The sequence below is a fragment of the Streptomyces sp. NPDC003393 genome (assembly GCF_053589015.1).
The window spans coordinates 20,308-34,067 of the sequence record NZ_JBSFRB010000062.1 but is presented as its reverse complement, the minus strand read 5'-3'; the positions used below and the strand labels follow the sequence as shown (position 1 = coordinate 34,067).

General features: G+C 72.4%; 14 protein-coding genes. 2 read left to right on the top strand and 12 right to left on the bottom strand.

The features are described from left to right. Positions 1-365: 365 nt before the first annotated feature. Positions 366-866, top strand: coding sequence for a Rieske (2Fe-2S) protein (locus ACWDUZ_RS36190; RefSeq protein ID WP_451636074.1), 501 nt, complete (start codon positions 366-368; stop codon positions 864-866). A gap of 22 nt (positions 867-888) precedes the next feature. Continuing rightward, a complete protein-coding gene (locus ACWDUZ_RS36185) occupies positions 889-1,644 on the top strand; it encodes a nucleotidyltransferase domain-containing protein (RefSeq protein ID WP_451636073.1) in 756 nt (251 codons plus the stop codon). Here the strand turns inward: ACWDUZ_RS36185 and ACWDUZ_RS36180 are convergent. The 12 genes from ACWDUZ_RS36180 to ACWDUZ_RS36125 form a co-directional block, all read right to left on the bottom strand. Beyond that, entirely contained in the window at positions 1,570-2,331 is a 762-nt protein-coding gene (locus ACWDUZ_RS36180; protein ID WP_451636072.1) for a nucleotidyltransferase domain-containing protein, read from the bottom strand. The genes ACWDUZ_RS36185 and ACWDUZ_RS36180 overlap by 75 nt on opposite strands. Before the next feature lie 3 nt (positions 2,332-2,334). Beyond that, positions 2,335-3,357, bottom strand: coding sequence for an ADP-ribosylglycohydrolase family protein (locus ACWDUZ_RS36175; RefSeq protein ID WP_451636071.1), 1,023 nt, complete (start codon positions 3,355-3,357; stop codon positions 2,335-2,337). Further along, a complete protein-coding gene (locus ACWDUZ_RS36170) occupies positions 3,354-4,073 on the bottom strand; it encodes an NUDIX hydrolase (protein WP_451636070.1) in 720 nt (239 codons plus the stop codon). The genes ACWDUZ_RS36175 and ACWDUZ_RS36170 overlap by 4 nt, the downstream gene beginning before the upstream one ends. Positions 4,074-4,148: 75 nt before the next feature. Beyond that, positions 4,149-5,216: a pseudouridine synthase gene (locus ACWDUZ_RS36165; protein ID WP_451636069.1), complete on the bottom strand. Its 1,068-nt coding sequence runs from the start codon at positions 5,214-5,216 to the stop codon at positions 4,149-4,151. Next, positions 5,216-5,890, bottom strand: a complete 675-nt coding sequence (gene scpB, locus ACWDUZ_RS36160; protein ID WP_451636068.1) for an SMC-Scp complex subunit ScpB — start codon at positions 5,888-5,890, stop codon at positions 5,216-5,218. Before scpB ends, ACWDUZ_RS36165 begins: the two co-directional genes overlap by 1 nt. Further along, on the bottom strand, positions 5,887-6,927 hold the full coding sequence (locus ACWDUZ_RS36155; RefSeq protein ID WP_451636067.1) for a segregation and condensation protein A: 1,041 nt from the start codon (positions 6,925-6,927) through the stop codon (positions 5,887-5,889). The genes scpB and ACWDUZ_RS36155 overlap by 4 nt, the downstream gene beginning before the upstream one ends. A gap of 18 nt (positions 6,928-6,945) precedes the next feature. Then, positions 6,946-7,548 carry a hypothetical protein gene (locus tag ACWDUZ_RS36150; protein WP_451636066.1) on the bottom strand — a complete coding sequence of 201 codons (603 nt, stop codon included), beginning with the start codon at positions 7,546-7,548 and terminating at the stop codon, positions 6,946-6,948. Further along, complete coding sequence (locus tag ACWDUZ_RS36145) at positions 7,533-8,669, bottom strand: ParA family protein (protein WP_451636065.1); 1,137 nt, start codon at positions 8,667-8,669, stop codon at positions 7,533-7,535. The genes ACWDUZ_RS36150 and ACWDUZ_RS36145 overlap by 16 nt, the downstream gene beginning before the upstream one ends. 411 nt (positions 8,670-9,080) lie before the next feature. Continuing rightward, complete coding sequence (gene ald, locus ACWDUZ_RS36140) at positions 9,081-10,205, bottom strand: alanine dehydrogenase (RefSeq protein ID WP_451636064.1); 1,125 nt, start codon at positions 10,203-10,205, stop codon at positions 9,081-9,083. A 134-nt stretch (positions 10,206-10,339) separates the two neighbouring features. Then, the gene (locus ACWDUZ_RS36135; RefSeq protein WP_451636063.1) at positions 10,340-12,457 is read right to left on the bottom strand and encodes a tetratricopeptide repeat protein; all 2,118 of its coding nucleotides are present in this window, start codon (positions 12,455-12,457) and stop codon (positions 10,340-10,342) included. A gap of 187 nt (positions 12,458-12,644) precedes the next feature. Next, positions 12,645-13,094: a hypothetical protein gene (locus ACWDUZ_RS36130; RefSeq protein ID WP_451636062.1), complete on the bottom strand. Its 450-nt coding sequence runs from the start codon at positions 13,092-13,094 to the stop codon at positions 12,645-12,647. Then, entirely contained in the window at positions 13,091-13,717 is a 627-nt protein-coding gene (locus ACWDUZ_RS36125; protein WP_451636061.1) for an NUDIX domain-containing protein, read from the bottom strand. Before ACWDUZ_RS36125 ends, ACWDUZ_RS36130 begins: the two co-directional genes overlap by 4 nt. Positions 13,718-13,760: the final 43 nt, after the last annotated feature.

Below are 13,760 nucleotides of genomic sequence, written 5' to 3'. Positions count from 1 at the left end.
CCGTACTGCTGTTACGCTTTGGGGGTGGTCCTTGGCTGTGTTGTGTTTGTGCTCCTCTCCTGTGTGTGCCTTACGTTGCCCTGCCGCCCCGCGGGGCGGACGGGAACGTGACGACAGGGCCTAGGGCGTCCAGCCTAGTCAGAGCGCCTGCGACGGGCGTGCGACCGCTCGCTCACTGAGACGGGAGGGGACGCCGTGCGAGGACGATCAGCGATGACGAGCACGCACCGAAAGCACCTTTTGCGGTACTCACCACCGATTTGCTTCGCCTTGACCCTCTTCGATGCGAAGATACTCTTGCCTGCTCCGCCCCCGGAGCCGCCCCCCTTTCCGTCCCCTTTCTCGGCAACCCCCGGAGTGATCCCATGACCCACGGCTCGACGCGGCGCACGGTTCTCGCCACGGGTGCGGCGGCACTCGCGGCCACGGGGTGCGGCACCACAGGCGGCGGAACCGAGAACTCCACGGAGACGACCTCGTCGGCCGAGACCACCGCCCCCGCCCTGGCCGAGAACACCCCTGCCTCCCACCCCTCGGGCGACCCCTCGGCCGACCCCTCTGACGGCACCTCCGACGTGGCGCAGGACCTGACGAGCACCAGCGACATCCCGGAGGGCGGCGGCAAGGTCTTCCCGGAGCAGAAGGTGGTGGTCACACAGCCGGTGAAGGGCCAGTTCAAGGCGTTCACCGCGGTCTGCACCCACCACGGCTGCACGGTGGCCAAGGTCGCTGAGGGCACCATCGACTGCCCCTGCCACGGCAGCCGCTTCCACATCACCGACGGCTCGGTGGCCGGCGGCCCGGCGACCCGGCCGCTGGCCGCCCGGCAGATCGAGGTGCGGGGAAATTCGATCCGCCTGACGTGAGACTCCGCGTACGCTCCGGGGCATGCAGCCCGAGGACCCCGGCCACCGCCTGGTGCGCGACCACACGATCTACGCCTGTGTCATGGGCTCGCGGGCCTTCGGACTGGCGACGGGCGGCAGCGACACGGACCGCCGGGGCGTCTTCGTCGCCCCCACCGAGCTCTTCTGGCGGTTCGACAAGCCGCCGACGCATGTGGACGGGCCGCTGCCCGAGCAGTTCAGCTGGGAGCTGGAACGCTTCTGCGAGCTGGCGCTGCGCGGGAACCCGAACATCCTGGAGTGCCTGCACTCCCCGCTCGTGGACCACGCCGACGACACCGGCCGTGAACTCCTCGGCCTGCGCGAGGCGTTCCTCTCCCGCCGGGTCCACCAGACCTTCACGCGCTACGCCCTCGGCCAGCGCCGCAAGCTCGAAGCCGACCTGCGCACCCACGGCGCCCCGCGCTGGAAGCACGCCATGCACCTGCTCCGTCTCCTGACGAGCGCCCGCGACCTGCTGCGCAGCGGCGAGCTCACCCTCGACGTCGGCGACCAGCGGGAACCCCTGCTGGCGGTGAAGCGCGGCGAGGTCTCCTGGTCCGACGTGGAGTCCTGGATGGTTCGCCTGGCCGCCGAGGCCGATCAGGCCGCACACCGCACCCCCCTCCCCGAGCAGCCGGACCGCGGGCGCGTCGAGGACTTCCTCGTCCGCGTCCGCCGCGCCTCAGCACTCCAGCCGGACCCGGACCACGAGGTCGTGCAGCGCGTCGTACGCCCCCGGCGCGTCGGGCAGCCCTGAGGCGTCCTGCGCCGCGTCCAGCACACCGTGCAGCCGCTCGACGTCGCCCCGCACCCGCGCCAGGTCGACGCCGGCGGCGCCGTGCTCCCGTTCCGCCTTCGCCGCGATCAGCTCCGTGAGGTAGCCGGGGGCGTCGACCCGCCCGAGGAGCACGGGCAACCGGGCCTCCACCTCTCCGCTGCGCATGAGATGGATGCCGGTGAGCAGCACCCGGAACGTGTACAGCAGCGGCTTGAGCTCGCCGGTCTTCTCGAACAGCCGCCACTGGGTGGTGGCGAAGCCCCTGTAGTGGTGGGCGTGGTGACGGGTGAGGACGCCCGACGCGAGCGCGGCCAGCTCCCGGTGCGCCTCGGTGGTGTGCACCACCAGCGGCGAGAGCAGCTGCTCCAGCACGTAGCCGTTCCGGCGCAGCATCAGCCGTACGAACTTGCGCAGGTCGTGCGTGACCAGGTCCATCTCGACGCCGTCCCGCACCCACATGCGCGACCGTGTCTCCTCCGGTTCGCGCAGGCCGACCAGTGCGGCCGTGGGCAGCAGGTGGACGCCGCGCAGATCCACGTCCGAGTCCTGCGACGGGAAGCCGTAGAGGTGGGCGCCGGAGACGGTCGCGAACAGCAGGGGGTCGGGCTGCTCGGCGACGACGGGCGCGAGATCGAGGGGGAGGTGCGGGCCCAGGGTGTCGGTCATCGGTCAGGCGTCCCAGAGCGTGCCGAGTTCCAGCAGGTCGGTGCGGTACTCGATCCGCTCCGCCCATGCGGCCGGCCAGGCGTCGGCGCCCAGGTGGGCGCCCGCGAAGGCACCCGTCAGACAGGCGATGGAGTCGGAGTCGCCGGAGGTGCAGGCGGCCCGGCGCAGCGCCGTGAGCGGTTCGTCGACGAAGAGGAGGAAGCACAGCAGGCCGGTCGCCAGCGCCTCCTCGGCGATCCAGCCCTCGCCGGTGGCCAGGCACGGGTCGGTCTCCGGCGAGACGGTCCGCACGGCCTCCTGGAGGCGGCCCAGGATCTCCAGGCACTCGTCCCAGCCGCGCGCGATGAAGTGCTCCGGGGAGGGGTCCTGGGCGCGGGTCCACAGGTCGCCGAGCCAGAACTCGTGGTAGCGGGTGCGGTTCTCGTAGGCGTAGGAGCGGAGCAGGCCGATCAGGCCGGTCGGTTCCGCGCCCTGGGCGAGCAGCCGTACGGCGTGCGCGGTGAGGTCGGAGGCGGCGAGCGCGGTGGGGTGCCCGTGGGTGAGGGCGGACTGCAACTGGGCGGCGCCCGCGCGCTGTTCGTCGCCGAGGCCGGGGGCCAGGCCTATGGGGGCGACGCGCATGTTGGCGCCGCAGCCCTTGGAGTGGATCTGGCTGGCGTCCTGCCAGGGCCGGCCCTCCCGGGACAGCAGCCGGCAGGCCCGCAGGCAGGTGTTGCCCGGGGCGCGGTTGTTCTCCGGCGAGCGCCACCACTCCACGAACTCCTCGCGCACCGGCCGTTCCAGGCGCTGGGGACCGAGCGTTCCCCGGTCCAGGGCGGTGCGCAGGCCCCGCCCGAGCGCGAGCGTCATCTGTGTGTCGTCGGTGACGATCGCCGGCCGGGGCAGGTCCATCTCCCGCCACGGGCCGAACGTGGCGAGGATCGACGGGACGTCGTTGAACTCGGTGGGGAAGCCGAGCGCGTCGCCGAGGGCGAGTCCGGTGAGCGATCCGGTCGCGGCGCGCTTGGCGCCGGTGGTCGTGATCATGCGGGACGTCCTTCCGGGGTGGGCCGGAGCAGCGGCGGGCGGAGGGCGGCGGCGGTGCCCGCGCGGTACAGCGCGGCGGGCTTGCCCCGGCCGCCGGTGAGACGCGCGGCGCCGGGGACGGCTTCGACGAAGCCGGGGGTGGCGAGGACCTTGCGCCGGAAGTTGGGGCGGTCCAGGGTCGTGCCCCAGACGGTCTCGTAGACCTGCTGGAGCTCCCCGAGGGTGAACTCCGACGGGCAGAAGGCGGTGGCGAGGCCGGTGTGTTCGAGCTTGGCTCCGATCCGTTCCCGCGCGTCGGCGAGGATCCGGTCGTGGTCGAAGGCGAGGTCCCGCGCCGCGTCGTACGGCGTCCAGCGGGCCTGCACCGCGTCGCCGCCGCCGTGCGCCTCGGGCGCGTCGGGCAGCAGCGCGGCGAAGGCGACGGACACCACCCGCATCCGCGGGTCGCGTCCGGGTTCGCTGTAGGTCCGCAGCTGCTCCAGGTGCGGCCCGGTGACGTCCGTCAGGCCGGTCTCCTCGCCCAGTTCGCGCCGGGCGGCTCGCTCCGCTGACTCGTCGGGCCGCAGGAAGCCCCCGGGCAGCGCCCAGCGTCCCGCGTACGGCTCCTGGCCGCGTTCGACGAGCAGGACGTGCAGCGCGCCCTCGCGGATCGTGAACACCGCGAGGTCGACGGTCACGGCGAAGGGCTCGAAGGCGTGCTTGTCGTAGGCGTCCACACCTCCACCCCCTTTAATAGTCAGTGCGACTATTAAAGGGGGTGGAGGTGTGGGAGCACAAGCCCTTGGGGTGACCTAGAGGTCGACCTCCTTCATCAGCATGCCGACCTCGGTGTTGGACAGGCGGCGGAGCCAGCCGGACTTCTGGTCGCCGAGGGTGATGGGGCCGAAGGCGGTGCGGACCAGCTTGTCGACCGGGAAGCCGGCCTCCGCGAGCATCCGGCGGACGATGTGCTTGCGGCCCTCGTGCAGGGTGACCTCGACCAGGTAGTTCTTGCCGGTCTGCTCGACGACCCGGAAGTGGTCCGCCCGGGCGTAGCCGTCCTCCAGCTGGATGCCGTCCTTCAGCCGCTTGCCCAGGTCCCGCGGGATCGGGCCGACGATGGCGGCGAGGTAGGTCTTCTTCACGCCGTACTTGGGGTGGGTCAGGCGGTGCGCCAGCTCGCCGTGGTTGGTGAGCAGGATGACGCCCTCGGTCTCGGTGTCGAGCCGGCCGACGTGGAAGAGCCGTGTCTCACGGTTGGTGACGTAGTCGCCGAGGCACTGCCGGCCCTCCGGGTCCTCCATGGTGGAGACGACGCCCGCGGGCTTGTTCAGCGAGAAGAACTGGTACGACTGCGTGGCGACCGTCAGGCCGTCGACCTTGACCTCGTCCTTCTCCGGGTCGACACGCCGCCCCTGCTCCAGCACGATCTCGCCGTTGACCTCGACCCGCGCCTGCTCGATCAGCTCCTCGCAGGCCCGCCGTGAGCCGTAGCCCGCGCGCGCGAGCACCTTCTGGAGCCGCTCGCCCTCCTGCTCGGCGCCCGGGAAGGTCTTGGGCAGCTTGATGTCCTTCTTGCCGGCGTACCGCTCGCGGTTGCGCTCCTCGACGCGCGCCTCGTACTCGCGCGAGCGCGCCGGGGCCGTACGGCCCCGGCCGCCCTGCGGGGACTGCCTGGGTCCGCCCTTGGCTCCGCCGCGGGCCGCACCCCCGCGACCCGCCTTCGGGCCGTCCTTGGTGGCGCCGGGGCCGACGTCGTAGCGGCGCTCCTCGGGGCGGGGCTTGCGGGGGCGGTCCTGCCCCTGCTTCTGGTCCCTGTTGTTGCCGGCGCCGCGGTAGTTACCGCGCCCGCCGCTCTTGTCGCTGCCGCTGCTTCGCATCAAAGTTCCGTCGTCGTCGTGTCAGTCATCTGCGTCCCGGGGCCGTCGTCCGGGTCCGGGGCGTCCGGGTCGAACGACGGCACGGCTTCCTGGGTCTCGGCCTCGATCGCCTCCGCCTCCGGGAGGAAGGGCGCGAGCTCCGGGAGCTCGTCCAGACCGCGCAGGCCCATCCGCTCCAGGAAGTAGTTCGTCGTCCTGTACAGGATCGCACCTGTTTCGGGTTCCGCGCCCGCCTCCTCGACCAGCCCGCGCTGCAGCAGGGTGCGCATCACGCCGTCGCAGTTCACTCCGCGCACGGCGGAGACCCTGCTGCGGCTGACCGGCTGGCGGTAGGCGACCACCGCCAGGGTCTCCAGCGCGGCCTGGGTGAGCCGGGCGGTCTGGCCGTCCAGGACCAGTCTCTCGACGGCGGGGGCGTACGCGGCTCGGGTGTAGAAGCGCCAGCCGCCCGCGACGAACCGCAGCTCGAAGCCGCGCCCCTGCACGGTGTACTCGTCGGCCAGCTCGCGCAGCGCGTCCGCGATCTGCCGCTTCGGCCGTTCGAGGATCTTGGCCAGGTGGTCCTCGGTGGCGGGTTCGTCCACGACCATGAGGACGGCCTCCAGGGCGGGCTTGAGGTCCAGACCGGAGACGGCTCCCGGCCCCGCCGGAACCTCGGTGGTGTCCTCGCTCACCGCTTCCTCTCCTCCTTGGGCTCCTCGGGCGGCCGGTCGAACTCGTCGGTCACCACCGGCGCCGCGCGCCCGTCCCCGCCGGTCCAGCGCACGATCAGCTCACCGAGCGCGGTCTCCTGCTCCAGGGCGACGGCCTTCTCCCGGTACAGCTCCAGCAGCGCGAGGAAGCGGGCCACGACGGTGAGGGTGTCGTCGGCGTCCTCGACCAGCGCCCGGAAGCCGGCCTCGCCCAGCTCTCTCAGCCGCGCGACCACGATCTGGGCCTGCTCGCGCACGCTGACCAGCGGGGCGTGGATGTGATCGACGTACACCTGCGGCTTCGGCTTGGGCTGCATCGCCTTGACCGCGAGCCGTGCGAAGCCCTCGGGGCCGATGCTGATGACGACCTCGGGCAGCAGCTCGGCGTGCTCGGGTTCCAGCCCGACGGTACGGGGGTATCGACGGGCCTCCTCGTCGACGCGCTCGTTGAAGATCTCCGCGATCTGTTTGTACGCGCGGTACTGCAACAGCCGCGCGAACAGCAGGTCCCGGGCCTCCAGCAGCGCCAGGTCGGCCTCGTCCTCCACCTCGGCGGCGGGCAGCAGCCGGGCGGCCTTGAGGTCGAGCAGGGTGGCGGCGACGACGAGGAACTCGGTGGTCTGGTCCAGGTCCCAGTCGGGCCCCATGGCCCGGATGTGCGCCATGAACTCGTCGGTGACCTTGGACAGTGCGACCTCGGTCACGTCCAGCTTGTGCTTGGAGATCAGCTGGAGGAGCAGGTCGAAGGGGCCCTCGAAGTTGGAGAGGCGCACCTTGAAGACGCCGTCGGAGGACTGGTTCTTCTCCGGTACCTCCGGTGGTTCCTTCTCGGGAACCGCGGGCGCCGCTTTCTCCACGGCCGCCGGCGCCTCGGGAACCGCGACCGGGGGCTCGGGTTCCCCGACTCGAGCGGGAGGCGGAACAACCGGCGGTGCGGGCCGCGACGTCCCCGGCCCGCGCCCCAACGCACGCCGACGGCCGGCGTTTGCGCCGGGAGCGGGTGCGTCGTTCGAGGTCATGGCCCCCGCAGGCTACCGCTACCGCCCGCGCAGCCGGCGCACAAGGATGCTGGCGTCCCCACGGGTCTCCAGGTCGGCGAGGACGACGGCCACCGCCTCCCGGACGATCCGGCCGCGGTCGACGGCCAGGCCGTGCTCGCCCCGGAGCACCAGGCGGGCGTGCTCCAGGTCCATCAGTTCCTCGGCGGACACATACACCGTGATCTTCTCGTCGTGCCGCTCCCGGCCGCTGGGCCGGCGTGACGCGGCCCGGCCACGCTTGCGCGGCTGCGCGGCCGCGGCATTGGCGGCACCGTTCGCGGCGGGGCCCTCCTGCGCCGCCTGGCGCCGCGTGGAACGCTCGGCCGCCGGGCCCGCGGTGCCCCGGCTGCGGGACTCTCCGGCCTCGGCCGGCTCGGCGCCGGCCGCCACGTGCTCCGCGCCCGCGCCGTCGCCGCCCTGCGCGGGCACCGACTGCGGGGCGTCCTCCGCCGCGCCGGCCCCCGGGTCGCTCTCCCCCGAGGGGGCGGGCACCCTGGCCTCGCCGCCCGGCTGGCGCCGGGGAGTGGACGCCTGGAGCGCCGTCCCCCCTGTCGTACGGAACAGTTCGTCGGCCCCCGGCAGACTCACTCGGCGTGACACCGGGCGAGCACCTCCCTGGCGAGCTGGCGGTAGGCGGCGGCACCGACGGAGTTGGAGGCGTACGTGGTGATGGGCTCACCGGCGACCGTGGTCTCCGGGAAGCGGACCGTGCGCCCGATGACCGTGTGGTACACGTGGTCGTCGAACGCCTCGACGACTCGCGCGAGCACCTCGCGGCTGTGCACGGTGCGCGAGTCGTACATCGTGGCGAGGATCCCGTCGAGCTCCAGGTCCGGGTTGAGGCGCTCCTGGACCTTCTCGATGGTCTCGGTCAGCAGCGCGACACCGCGCAGCGCGAAGAACTCGCACTCCAGCGGCACGATCACCTTGTGCGCGGCCGTGAGGGCGTTGACGGTGAGCAGGCCGAGCGAGGGCTGGCAGTCGATGACGATGTAGTCGTAGTCGTCCATCAGCGGCTTGAGCGCGCGCTGGAGCGTCGACTCGCGCGCGACCTCGCTCACCAGCTGGACCTCGGCGGCCGACAGGTCGATGTTGCTGGGCAGCAGGTCCATGTTGGGAACCGCCGTCTTCAGCAGCACCTCGTCCGCCGACATGCCCCGCTCCATGAGCAGGTTGTAGACGGTGAGGTCGAGCTCCATGGGGTTGACGCCGAGACCCACCGACAGCGCGCCCTGCGGGTCGAAGTCCACGAGCAGTACGCGCCGGCCGTACTCCGCGAGCGCGGCACCCAGGTTGATGGTCGACGTCGTCTTGCCGACGCCGCCCTTCTGGTTGCACATCGCGATGATCTTCGCGGGGCCGTGGTCGGTCAGCGGGCCCGGGATGGGGAAGTACGGCAGCGGGCGCCCGGTCGGGCCGATGCGCTCGCGGCGCTGGCGGGCCGCGTCGGGCGCGAGCGTGGCCGCGTACTCGGGGTCGGGCTCGTACTCGGCGTCGGGGTCGTAGAAGTGCCCCTCGGGCAGTTCGTCGTAGTCGGCGAAATGGTTGTGGGGCGCGCCACTTCCGTCGCCGGCCATGGCGTTCACGTGATGGCCATCCATGCTCTGGTGTGCTGACTGGGTCACCCCTTGCGTCCGGTGACCCTGGTGGGCTGCGAAGGTGCGCACAGCAACGGAGCCGACAGCCTCGAGCCTCGTGGGGCCCTGGCCCCGCGCGGGCATTCCTGGTTGACCACCCCCGGGAGTAAATGTCGACTCATTCACAAGTCGTCTTACCTCCTTGGTGACCAGGAAACTTCTAGACAGGTCAGCGTGGCACCATGCCGACGATTGGCGACTCTATGGCGTGTCGGCGGTCCGCAGCAACACAATCAGCCGGACCCGACCCGATGTGTCGGCAATGAAACATCCCTCTGTCAAGGGCGTAAGACCGTCGCACAGCAGGTTTCACCGGTGCGTGAATCGGTCGAACGGTTGCTTTCGAGGCGAGTTGACCGAGTGCGGCGAAGTGACCATACACACATCCGGCCGGACCTTGTGGGGCAAGGTCCGGCCGGTCGGGTGGCGTTGACGACACGTGTTGACGTATCGCCTTTTACTTCAAGGTGACTTGGCGACCGCTCGGGCGTGGGATCAGCCGAGCAGGGTCTCCAGCTCGACGTGCTCCAGGCCGTGCGCCTCGGCGACCTCCTTGTAAACCACCTTGCCGTCATGGGTGTTGAGGCCCTTGGCCAGCGCGGCGTCGCGGCGCAGCGCCTCCACCCAGCCGTTGTTGGCCAGCGAGACGATGTACGGCAGCGTGGCGTTGGTCAGCGCGTAGGTGGAGGTGTTGGGCACCGCGCCGGGCATGTTGGCCACGCAGTAGAAGACCGAGTTGTGCACCCGGAAGGTGGGCTCGGCGTGGGTGGTCGGGAGGGAGTCCTCGAAGCAGCCGCCCTGGTCGATCGCGATGTCGACAAGGACACTTCCCGCCTTCATCCGGGACACCAGCTCGTTGGTGACCAGCTTGGGGGCCTTCGCGCCCGGGATGAGGACCGCGCCGATGACGAGGTCGGCGTCCAGGCAGGCCTTCTCCAGCTCGAAGGCGTTGGAGACGACGGTCTGGATCTTCGTGCCGAAGATCTTGTCGGCCTCCTTGAGCTTGTTGATGTCCTTGTCGAGCAGGGTCACGTGGAAGCCCAGGCCGATGGCGATCTGCGCGGCGTTCCAGCCGGAGACGCCGCCGCCGATGATGACGGCCTTGCCGGCCGGCACGCCCGGAACGCCGCCGGGCAGCACACCGCGACCACCGTTGGCGGCCATCAGCTGGTAGGCGCCGACCTGCGGAGCCAGCCGGCCCGCGACCTCGGACATCGGGGCGAGCAGCGGCAGCGCGCGGCCGGGGAGCTCGACGGTCTCGTAGGCGATCGCCGTGGTGCCGGACTCCAGCAGGGCGTCCGTGCACTCCTTGGAGGCGGCCAGGTGCAGATAGGTGAAGAGGATCTGGTCCTTGCGGAGGCGGTGGTACTCCTCGGCGATGGGCTCCTTGACCTTCAGCAGCAGGTCGGCCGCGGCCCAGACCTCGTCGGCGGTGTCCAGGATCCGGGCGCCGGCCGCCACGTACTCCTCGTTCGGGATCGAGGAGCCGACGCCGGCGTTCCGCTCGACGACGACCTGGTGGCCGTTGCGCACCAGCTCGTGCACGCCGGCAGGGGTGATGGCCACCCGGAACTCGTTGTTCTTGACCTCGCGGGGGATGCCGACCTTCACGTCGATCACGGTCCTTGACTCAGAGAATGTGGGGCAATAGTGACGTACCCCGGCATGCGGGGGCATACCGGGAGACACCGCAGGAGAACGAGCGGCAGAGCCAGTCTAATGAAGGCGTTCTCGCTGTCTAGCCTTTCATTGCATCAATCTTCATTGAATGTGCTGCGGATTTCGCAGGCATCAGCAGCGTGTTCCCGTGATGTGTCGTCTGTGTCGTCCCTGTCGTCCGGCTCGTCGTCCGCCGGGGTCCCGCCGTCCGGCCGGGTCTCGCCGGTGAGCAGGCGCTCGGCCGCGCCGCGGTGCAGGGCCGCGGCGGCCGGGTCGCCGAGCCGCTCCAGGGTGTCGGCCAGCCTGAGTTGGAGCGCGGCCCGGAGCCGTACGTCCCCGGCGCGGCGGGCCCACTCGACGGCCTCCTGGCAGGTGCGCAGGCACTCCTCGGGCCGGCCCGCGTACTCCTGGACGCGGGCCAGCTCGCTCAACGCTCGCGCGTGGGCCGCCACATCGCCGGTCCTGCGGTGCGCGGCGGCGGAGGCCCGCCAGTTGCGCAGCGCCTCTCCGTAGCGGCCCGCGTAGGTGTGCGCCGTGGCGATCCGGCCGTACAGCCGAGCGGCGTCCGTGTCTTCGCCCCGCGCCAGCCGCTGGGCGAGCGCCCGGCCGTACCAGTCGGCCGCCCGGTCGTGATCGCCGAGCTCCTGGTGGGCGCCGCCTACGGATTCCATCGCGCGGCCGGTCGCGTACGGGTCGTTCGCCGCGCGGCCGGCGTCCAGCGCGGCCCGGTAGCGGGTCAGCGCCTGGGCCGTCCGGCCGGTGCGGGCGTCCAGGTCGGCGAGGTTCAACAGGGCGGCGGCCTGCTCCCGGGGCAGGCTCTGCCGCTCGGCCACGTCGAGGACGAGGCGGTGGATGCCGTACAGGTCACCGGCGGCGGCCTGGGTGCCCAGGTGGGCGACCATGGCCCGCACCAGCTGCGACATCAGGCGACGGGCCAGCGTGTCGAGCTCGCCGTCGGCGACCGCGAGGCGGGCGGCGGCGAGCAGCGCGCGGCGGCGGGCGAGCAGCCAGTCCTCGGCGGCCCGCGGGGTGGCGAAGCGCAGCGCGGGCGGCAGGCTCTTGAGCCGCTCACGGGTCTCGGAGCTGTCGGTCTCGGTGATCGCGCGGCAGGACTGGAGGAGCCGCACGGTGCGCTCCAGCATCCGGGCCCGGGCCAGCTGGAGCTCGGCGGGCCGGTCGTGGCGGTCGGCGAGGGACGTCAGCAGCGGATGCAGACAACCGGGCACCTCGTAGCACGGCATCGGCGCGGGGACGGTCCGCAGCAGGCCGAGGGCGGCGAAGTCGTCGAGCAGCTCGCGGGCCACGTCCAGCGAGCAGCCGGCGAGCGCGGATGCGGTGTGCGGGTCGACGTCGCCGGCCGGGGCGAGGGCGAGCAGGCGCAGCATCCGGGCGGCGGGGCCGGGCAGGGTCTCGTGCACGAGGCGCAGGACGCGGCCGAGCGGGCCGCCCTCCTCCGGGTCGGCGTGCAGTTGCTTGGCGAGGTCGGAGACGGCCGCCTTGGGCCGGGCGGCGAGCCAGCCGCCGGCCAGGACGAGGGCGGCCGGATGGCCCTGGCACACCTCGACGAGATGCTCGGCGGCGCGCGGGTCGACGGTGATGCGCACCGGGTCCATGGTGTGCGCCAGCAGCTCCACCCCGGACTTGGTGTCCAGCCCGCCCAGGGTGCAGGGGCGGACGTCGGCGATGCCGGTGAGCGGGCCCCGGGCGACCGCGACGAGCAGGCAGTCGGCGTTGTCGGGCAGCAGGGCGTCGACCTGGTCGGCGCCGGCCGCGTCGTCGAGCAGAAGCAGGACGCGGCGCTCGGCGAGGGCGTCCCGCAGGGTCTTCGCCAGGTCGTCCTCGGCGGCGCCGGGAGGGGTGGGCAGGCCGAGCGCGGTCAGCAGGTCGCGGGCGGCGCGCTCGACGGGCACCGGGGTGCCGCCGGGCTCGGTGAGCCGGGCGCGCAGCACGCCGTCGGGGTAGCGGTGGGCGACCTGCCGGACCAGTTTCTCGGCGAGTGCCGTACGGCCGGAGCCGGGCCGGCCCGCGATGAGGAGCACGCGCGCGCGGGGGGCCTTGCGGCCGGAGATGGTGTCGAGGCCGGCCCGTTCGATGTCGGCGCGCAGCTCCTTCAGCTCCCGTGTGCGGCCCAGGAAGAGGCGTGGCGTGGCCGCCGGCGACCGGTCGTCTCCCGACAGGTTCATGCCGCCTGCGTCCACCGCCTGATCCGTCACGGGCCACACTCCGTCCCACCGCAACGCGCGAGCCCGCCGGGACTCCGGTGCGGGCCATCGAAGAGCCTAGTTCACTCTCTGCGACGTTCCGGGAGGAGCACGGCGGGGCACAGCGACCACATCGCCCGATCGGATCAGGCGATGGTCACACCGGCACCATGACACGCCGTGCGCCGGCCCGTCCGGCTCACCCGGGAGCCCGGCGCAGCAGCAGGTCGCAGAGCACCCCCTGGGACTGCGACTCCACGCACAGATGCGTGTCGTTTCCGGTCTCCACCACGCCCAGACCGAGGCCGTCCGGCCCGGCGGCGCGGGCGTCGTCCGGTGTCAGGGCCACCCGGCCGCCGCCGAGGCTCAGGGACCAGGTGCCGGCGGTCCCGGCCGGCCCGTCGGTCCATGGGCGGGGAGTGACCATCCCGGCGGGCACGTCCGTGGCCCGGAAACGGCCGTCCGCGTCGAGACGGACCCGGCCCTCCCCCTCCTCCGCCTGCCAGGTGCCGACGAGCGCGGAGCGGGACGGGACCGTCGCCGGGTGCACCTGCCGGCTCCGCCAGGTGGTGACCGCCCAGGCGCCGGCCGCCGCCGTCACCGCCAGAGCGAGCGCGGCCCGCGCGAGGCGCCGGCGCGCCGGTCTCACGACTCGAAGGGCCGGGCCGGCCAGGGCGCCTCCGCCGGGCGCAGCGCGTCCAGGCCGTCGCCCTGCCGGGCCGCCAGCAGCGCCAGGACGCCCACGACCAGGCAGTTGTTGTGCAGCTCGCCCGCGAGCACGCCACGCGCCAGGTCCGCGACCGGCACCCGGTCCAGCTCCATGTCGGTCTCCTCGTGCTCGGCCGCGAAGCGCTCGCCCTCCGCCTCGGACAGGTCGCGGGCGAGGAAGATCCGCACGGCCTCGTCGCAGCCGCCGGGGGTGGTGTACACGTCGGTCAGCACGCGCCAGTCCTCGGCCTTGACGTGCGCCTCCTCGTACAGCTCGCGCCGCGCCGCGTGGAGCGGGTTCTCGCCGGGCACGTCGAGCAGGCCGGCCGGGATCTCCCACAGCCGCTGTCGCACCGGGTGGCGGTACTGGCGGATGACCAGGACCCTGTCGTCGGCGTCCAGGGCGAGGACGGCCACCGAACCGGGGTGGACCTGGTAGTCACGCGTGGCCACCGAGCCGTCCGGCATGACCACGTCGTCCGTCCGGACCGAGGTCTTGGCCCCGGTGAACGGGGTCCGCGTCCCCCGGATCTCCCACTCCTCGGGGGTGTCCTTGATCGCCATGCACTGCCCTTCCCCACGCATACCCACGTGTACCTCGCGCGTA

What these genes read in the sequence shown, in the direction of transcription:
- ACWDUZ_RS36145 (WP_451636065.1), bottom strand. Translation starts at nt 8,669, where the DNA reads ATGCCCGCGCGGGGCCAGGGCCCCACGAGGCTCGAGGCTGTCGGCTCC.
- ACWDUZ_RS36155 (WP_451636067.1), bottom strand. Translation starts at nt 6,927, where the DNA reads ATGACCTCGAACGACGCACCCGCTCCCGGCGCAAACGCCGGCCGTCGG.
- ACWDUZ_RS36180 (WP_451636072.1), bottom strand. Translation starts at nt 2,331, where the DNA reads ATGACCGACACCCTGGGCCCGCACCTCCCCCTCGATCTCGCGCCCGTC.
- ACWDUZ_RS36175 (WP_451636071.1), bottom strand. Translation starts at nt 3,357, where the DNA reads ATGATCACGACCACCGGCGCCAAGCGCGCCGCGACCGGATCGCTCACC.
- ACWDUZ_RS36125 (WP_451636061.1), bottom strand. Translation starts at nt 13,717, where the DNA reads ATGGCGATCAAGGACACCCCCGAGGAGTGGGAGATCCGGGGGACGCGG.
- ACWDUZ_RS36165 (WP_451636069.1), bottom strand. Translation starts at nt 5,216, where the DNA reads ATGCGAAGCAGCGGCAGCGACAAGAGCGGCGGGCGCGGTAACTACCGC.
- ACWDUZ_RS36185 (WP_451636073.1), top strand. Translation starts at nt 889, where the DNA reads ATGCAGCCCGAGGACCCCGGCCACCGCCTGGTGCGCGACCACACGATC.
- ACWDUZ_RS36190 (WP_451636074.1), top strand. Translation starts at nt 366, where the DNA reads ATGACCCACGGCTCGACGCGGCGCACGGTTCTCGCCACGGGTGCGGCG.